Origin of the sequence: Thermogutta sp., assembly GCF_014359955.1 — a bacterium.
Taxonomy (GTDB): domain Bacteria; phylum Planctomycetota; class Planctomycetia; order Pirellulales; family Thermoguttaceae; genus Thermogutta.
Genome location: NZ_JACIYL010000178.1, coordinates 1 through 6,857, shown reverse-complemented (window position 1 = coordinate 6,857; position 6,857 = coordinate 1). Strand labels below are relative to the sequence as shown.

6 protein-coding genes are annotated in these 6,857 nt (G+C 58.6%); all 6 read left to right on the top strand.

All coding sequences use genetic code 11. From position 1 onward, the window contains the following. The coding region (locus tag H5U08_RS07530) for a prolyl oligopeptidase family serine peptidase (RefSeq protein WP_297031788.1) at nucleotides 1-375 on the top strand (375 nt) is incomplete at its 5' end. A gap of 35 nt (nucleotides 376-410) precedes the next feature. Continuing rightward, the gene (locus tag H5U08_RS07525; protein ID WP_297031786.1) at nucleotides 411-1,484 is read left to right on the top strand and encodes a non-reducing end alpha-L-arabinofuranosidase family hydrolase; all 1,074 of its coding nucleotides are present in this window, start codon (nucleotides 411-413) and stop codon (nucleotides 1,482-1,484) included. Between the two features lie 143 nt (nucleotides 1,485-1,627). After that, entirely contained in the window at nucleotides 1,628-2,557 is a 930-nt protein-coding gene (locus H5U08_RS07520; RefSeq protein ID WP_297031785.1) for an alpha/beta hydrolase, read from the top strand. Between the two features lie 72 nt (nucleotides 2,558-2,629). Further along, entirely contained in the window at nucleotides 2,630-4,033 is a 1,404-nt protein-coding gene (locus H5U08_RS07515) for a carbon-nitrogen hydrolase family protein (RefSeq protein WP_297031783.1), read from the top strand. Between the two features lie 112 nt (nucleotides 4,034-4,145). Continuing rightward, complete coding sequence (locus H5U08_RS07510) at nucleotides 4,146-5,873, top strand: M28 family peptidase (RefSeq protein ID WP_297031781.1); 1,728 nt, start codon at nucleotides 4,146-4,148, stop codon at nucleotides 5,871-5,873. A gap of 467 nt (nucleotides 5,874-6,340) precedes the next feature. Next, the coding region (locus tag H5U08_RS07505; RefSeq protein WP_297031779.1) for a hypothetical protein at nucleotides 6,341-6,857 on the top strand (517 nt) is incomplete at its 3' end.

Genomic DNA, 6,857 nt, shown 5'->3' with positions numbered 1-6,857 from the left:
ATCGGGGATCATCCCAGCCAGATCAAGCACTACGCTCCAGATTCGCCGGAATCCCGCCTGATCGGGGGTGCCATCCCCGATAATCCTGACAAAGCCCGTCAGGCGTCGCCCATCACCTTTGTTTCCAAGGATGACCCGCCGTTCCTTTTGGTCCACGGCACAAAGGATCCCCTGGTGCCGCATCAGCAGTCTGTCGTTTTGCGGGACGCCCTGCGCAAGGTGGGTGTGCCTGCGTATTTGATCACCGTTGAAGACGGAGGCCATGGTGGCTTTCGGAATCCGGAGATAGAACGCATCGTGGACGCGTTCTTCGATGCCCATCTTCGCGGAGTGAAGCATGATTTTGAAGACAAGACCCTGCCCAACTCGCCCTGATGATCGCGCGTGCTGATTCTTCCGGGAGTTACGTGATGATGAGAACGGCATCTTATCCGTTGTGGATGGTGGTTTTTGCGGTCGGGGGAATTGTTCTTGGGGGCCGTGCTGCGGCTGAGTCCGCGAGTGAAAAGTTGTGGCCCTCCGCGTTTGAAACGGGGAATTTCCACTGGGTTGTGGGACCGCCCATTGTGGCCGCCAGGGAAAGCACACCCGAAATGACCTACTTCTCGATCAAGGATCCCAGCGTGGTGCGCTTTGAGGACCGCTGGCATCTGTTCTGCACGGTGCGGGGCAAGCCCCGGACGCACCAGGTGGAATATCTCGTTTTGCGTGACTGGCAGGACGAGCAACCCCGGCGGGAGTTTCTCAGGATCACCGACGGCTACTACTGTGCGCCGCAGGTGTTCTACTTTCGGCCGCACAAAAAGTGGTACCTCATCTATCAAACTTCCGACCCGAATCGCAAGCCCGCGCTTCAGCCTGCGTTTTCCACGAACGACCGGCTGGATGACGTGGCGGGATGGAGTTCGCCGTGTTTCCTCTTTCCAACCGGTCCGGAGGGTGTCCAACGGTGGATTGACTTCTGGGTCATCTGCGACGACGAAAAGGCCCATTTGTTCTTCACGTCACTGGACGGGCAGTTCTGGAGATCCGAGACTTCGCTGAAGGATTTTCCCCATGGGTGGAGCCGACCGAAGGTGGTGCTGCGGGCGGATATTTTTGAAGCCGCCCATGTGTATCGACTGAAGGGCTTGCCGCTGTATTTGGCCATCATCGAAGCGCAGAATGGCAGACGGCGATATTATAAGGCCTATTTGGCCGACCGATTGGATGGAGAATGGCGACCTTTGGCCGCCGAGCGTGACAAGCCGTTCCTCGGTCCACAAAATGTGACGTTTCGTGGAGAACCCTGGTGTGAATCATTCAGTCACGGTGAGTTGATCCGCGACGGGATTGACGAGCGGATGGAGGTGAATCCCGATCGGTTGGAAATGCTGTTTCAGGGGGTGAGCGATGAGGAAATGCGAGGCAAGGTGTATGGGGAAATCCCCTGGCGTCTGGGGCTAGCGGTGCAGCAGTTGCCGGTGAGCCGTGAACATCGCTGATTTGGCGCAACATGCTGCCTCCAAGGATGGGGGACATGGTCGTCATCGGATTTTCTGTGGTCGTGTATGGAGTGCGTCTCAGTACAGGTTGAGTCTTCAACAACAAGTGTTCCTTTGGTATGAGCGTGGGAGGCGCGTGAACGATGCGAAACTGTGTCATTCTGGCCGGTGTTTTCATCTGGTGTGCGGTGACGTTTGGGGAAGTCTCGGTGGCCCAGGTGGGACGATTGCGCTATCCACCGGAAATGCCGGGGGCGGAGGTCAGGGTTTACAAAAAAGTTGATCATGTTGAGTTGAAGCTCTACATCTACAAGCCGAAAGACTGGAAGCCCACGGACCGGCGTTCGGCCATCGTGTTCTTTTTTGGAGGCGGTTGGCAGGGTGGGAGTCCCGCACAGTTTCGACCGCAGTGCGAGTATTTTGCCGCGCGGGGTATGGTGGCCATGGCCGCCGACTATCGCGTGGGCAGTCGCGACAAGGCGAAGGTGGCAGATTGCGTGGCAGACGCCAAATCTGCCATTCGGTGGGTCCGCCAGCACGCCGCCGAGCTGGGAGTGGACCCGCAGAAGATCGTGGCTTCCGGAGGGTCCGCGGGAGGACATCTGGCCGCGTGTACCGTGATGGTTCCAGATCTGGAAGCTCCTGACGAGGATCACACGATAAGCTCCCAGGCCAATGCCGCGATCCTGTTCAATCCGGTGCTGATTCTCAGTCGAGAGGGTTTGTCGGACCGTGTGCCGCGGCAGGATTTGGAGGAACGGTTGCGAGACAGGCTTGGAACTGAGCCGAAAGCCGTATCTCCGTATCACCACATCCGGGCGGGGTTGCCGCCGATGATCATCTTCCACGGAACGGCCGACACCACGGTTCCATTCGAGACCATTCGGGTCTTTGCGGAGGCGATGAAAAAGGCCGGTAATCGATGCGAGCTGGTGCCGTTTGAAGGGGCCGGCCATGGATTCTTTAACTTTGGACGAGGTGACAACTCGGCCTATCAAAAAACGCTGGAACTGGCAGATCAATTTCTGGTGGAGATCGGCTTCCTGGCCCCCAGAGGGCAGTCCGAACAGTAGTTCGCTCTCCTGGCGATCGGCCTCAGGGAGATCGTGCATCAAGCCGGGAAGTGTCGGCAAAGGAGGAAAGACGTGAGAAATTTGGTGTTTGGCGTCTTTGCGGCAGTTCTCGGCGCGAGTGTAGGGGTTGCCGAATCGCCGTCTGGACTGCCGTCATGTCCCCCGTGCCAGAATTTGGTCGTCAATTCGGGTTTTACGGGATGGAGTGAGAAAGGACCTCCGCACTGGGAGATTTGGGCGCCGAGCCTGCCCGGCACAGCTTGCCGATTTCGCCCGGACAGCGATGGCGTGGTGGTTGATGCCCCCGACCGGCCGTTTGCGGTGGGCGGCCTGAAACAGGTGATCTTTGGAATCGAAGCCGGTCAATATTACGCGGTGGAGGCCACCGGCCAGATTCGTCGCTGCGAGGCACCCTGGCAAATTGTCCTGGTGCGAGTGACCTTCACCAAAAAGGGGCAGGCTACCCATCCGGCAGGTTGGCTGGTCGCGGGACCTTTTTTAACGCCATCGAGGACCTCACCCGGGAGCTGGCGTTTTCGGTTTGCGGACGTTTTGCAGGCGGATGAAGGGGCGGACGGAGCCATCATTTCCCTGGATGTCAAATGGCCCCAGGGAGCCGAAGTGCTCTGGCAAAGCGTCACCCTGCGACCTGCCGCCCCGCCGCCTCCGCGGAAAGTGAAGGTCGGCACGGTCTATCTCCGTCCCCGCAACAGCACGCCGGAGAAGAACCTGGATCTATTCTGTGCCCAGCTTGACGAGGCGGGAAAACTGGGGCTGGATATCGTCTGTCTGGGGGAAGCCATTACGCTGGTCGGCACCAGTAAGGCGGCCGCCGATGTGCTCGAGCCGATTCCGGGGCCCTCCACTGAGCGACTCGGGGAAGCTGCCCGGCGGAACCATCTTTGGGTGATCGCAGGGTTGTACGAGATCGAGGGGCAAACGCCGTACAACACGGCCGTCCTAATCAACAGGGAGGGGCAACTTGTGGGAAAGTACCGCAAGGTCCATTTGCCCCGTGAGGAATGGACGAAAGGTTTTACACCGGGGATGGATTATCCCGTTTTCGACACGGAGTTCGGCAGGATTGCCATTCAGATCTGTTATGACTGGTTCTTTCCCGAGGTGGCCACGATCTGGCGGTTGAAGGGGGCCGAAATTGTCTTTGCACCGACTTGGGGCACAACTTTTCCAGACCAGGATGGACGCGCCGAGGGAGAAGCCGTCTTTCGCGTTCGGGCACGGGATGCCGGTGTCTATCTGGTACCGTCGGTCTATGACGGCAATAGCATGATCATCGATCCGATGGGGCGCATTCTCGCCTCCAGCGCCGGCAAAGAGGGGTTGGTCTGGGCAGAAATTGACCTGAACAAACGGGAAAGACTGCCCTGGGTGGGATGGTGGCGGAGTATCGGACCACGCCATCGCGTCATTCCCAGCTATGGTCCCTTGCTAGATCGTGGGGAAGTGCCGCCGTGAAAGGGCGGTCGCCCAACCCATCGCCGTCATCTCTATAATGAAGGCTGACCTGGTTTTGGCCCGTGGCGGCTGACGGTATCTGTTTTTGGTTCGGGATCCCGGGTGGAATGCCATGATGCGATTTTCCAACATCGGCAGGGGAGAACGCTTGCGATTAGGGTGCCTTGTTCTCCTGTTTGCGTTTGGCCTCTCGGCAGTCGGCGTTGTCCGGGGTGGTGACGCCCACGATGCGGGATTCGTCGCGGCACTGCACTCCATCACCCGGGACGAATTGCTCAATCATGAGGCGATCCTGGCCAGCGATGAGCTGGAGGGGCGAGAGGCGGGAACGCCGGGCAATGAGATGGCCGCCCAATACATCGTCTCGGCGCTGGAGCATTATGGTCTGCGTCCCGCCGGTACCGAAGGCTTCTATCAGCCGTTTGGTGACGGGTTTCATAACGTCATCGGGGAGATTGCTGGGAGCGATCCCTCGCGACGAAACGAGTACATCATTCTGGGCGCTCACTACGACCACGTCGGGTACGGAACGCGGCGAAACGTGCGGGACCAGCCGGGAGAGGTTCATAACGGTGCTGATGATAATGCAAGTGGGACATCTGCTCTCCTGGAAATCGCTCAAGCGTATACTCTGCTTCCCCAATCTCCGCGACGTACGCTCTTGTTTGTGTTTTTCGATGCAGAAGAGAAAGGCCTGCTGGGGTCCAAGTACTGGGTCGCCCATCCCACCCGGCCTATCGAGCAGCTCAAACTGATGGTGAACATGGACATGATCGGGCGTCTGCGGATGGATCGCGTGGAGATGTACGGGTGGCGCAGCGCACCGGGATTGCGTCCGACCGTGAGCCGTGCCAACCGAGCGTATGGCTTCGATCTTGAGTTTTCCTGGATGAATCGCTCGGACTCCGATCATGCGCCCTTTTTCTGGCGGTCGATTCCGGTGCTGCTTTTCCATACCGGACTTCACGAGGATTATCACAAGGCTACCGATGACGTGGACAAGCTCAATTTGGAGGGCATGGAGCGAATTGCCCGGTGGGTTTTCCAGATGAGCTACGATCTGGCGAATGCGGACGATCTACCGGCTTTTCGCCCCGGGGTCACGGAAGAGTCCGAAACGAGGCGCCGTGAGATTTTGGAGTCTCCGCCCAACTGGCGGAATCGGGTAGGCCTGTCTGTGGAACGCTATCCCTTGCCGGGGAATGACACCAGACCAGCGGTGCTGCGGGTGGCCAAGGTCCTGTTCGATAGCCCCGCGGCAAAAGCCGGAATTGAACCGGGAGATTGGATTCTGGCGGTCAACGGGCGGCCCATCACAGAAGTGGACGATTTTCTCGCTGCCACACTGTTGACTTCCGATCGGGAAATTCATCTAACCGTGCGAGCGCACTACGGGGAGGCTCCACCCGTTGAGAAAACGGTGGTTCTCGACGGACCACCCATTAAACTGGGTATCCAGTGGATGAAGGATGAGGCGGTGCCCAAGGCGGTCATGATTACCCATATTCTCAAAGGTGCCCCGGCGGATGGAGCGGGTTTGGAGCCCGGCGACTATATTTACAGTGTCAACGGAGAACCCGTTGATCCAGATCGATTCGAAGAAATGATTCACGAAGCGACTCTCCCAATGACGCTGGAGGTCGATCATCGAGGAAGAATTAGGGCTATTGAAGTGCCGCCCGCGGGCACCAAGACGACCTCTTTGATGCCGGGTCTGGATCGCGTGTTGGGTGTTCGGACGGGAGAAACAACACCACCCCATTCTTTTCCGGAAAAGTGCCTTAGCCGATCCGTGATTCTTGATGGCTTCGCGAGGAATAAAGCTGCACTGAGCGTCTGACGGGATACTGGTTGAGGTTCACTGTTCCGGTCGTTCCAGGGGCGGGTGGTGGGGTGGTAACAAATAGTCTCACTTGTTCGTTCGATAAAGCCGGCATATCCAGAACAAACCGCAGCAATCGGAAAACGTCTGTCCGTTTGCCGGTCGGTGCGGCGACGGAAACCCCCTGGTGCTTCCTCTTTTCCCTGCGCTGACGATACGACGCGTACAGGGCGCACTGGCGCGCTGTCCGTGCCGGGCGGCATTTTTTCAGACGTGTTCAAGGTCAATGAACGCACACGCCGAGAGGTGAAATACCGAAGATCGTCCGCACCGTCGGGTAAGTGGTGGAAAAGTGTCAGGGTTTGCCCCTGGGATGCCGGATGATCAAGGGTGCCGGCATCTCTGGGCGGGTTGGGCGTCTCAAAGTGCGGCGAGCGTCATCGCTGGAGTGATTGATGGTTCTGCGAATGTGTGGATGAAATCCCATGGTGCGGCCCCCGCTCTCCTCCAACTTGCCTGATCCAGACCAGTGGCAGGAAGGGGTGCCCCCGCACAATTCATCGGAGGCATATTCTCAGGGAGACTTGTGGTTTCCCACACTCGCCGACCTGTTCCCCAAAAAAAATCCGTCGTGGGGTGTGATGGCCACGGGGGCCGGGCTCACGGGGCTTCTCGTGGCTGCTTACCGGGGATTGGGAAGTCCCCAACCGCTTTGGGTTGCGCAGCCCTTACCGGCGTTTGGACTGGAAGGACCGGGCAATCTGGCCAGTTGTGTTTCCACGCTGGTCCTCACATGGACGGCGGTGGCCAGTTTGCTCATCTGGTGGACCCTCCACTGCAGTGAAACACGCCGCGGAGGGAGCTGGCTGGTGGCGGCTGTCTGGTGGTTCTACCTTGGACTGGACGAGTCGGCGGGGCTTCATCTGACCTTTGGACCTGTTCTCCACGAATTGTTTGGAGTGAGTAACCCTGCAAGCCCCTGGTGGTGGGTCGTTCCGTACT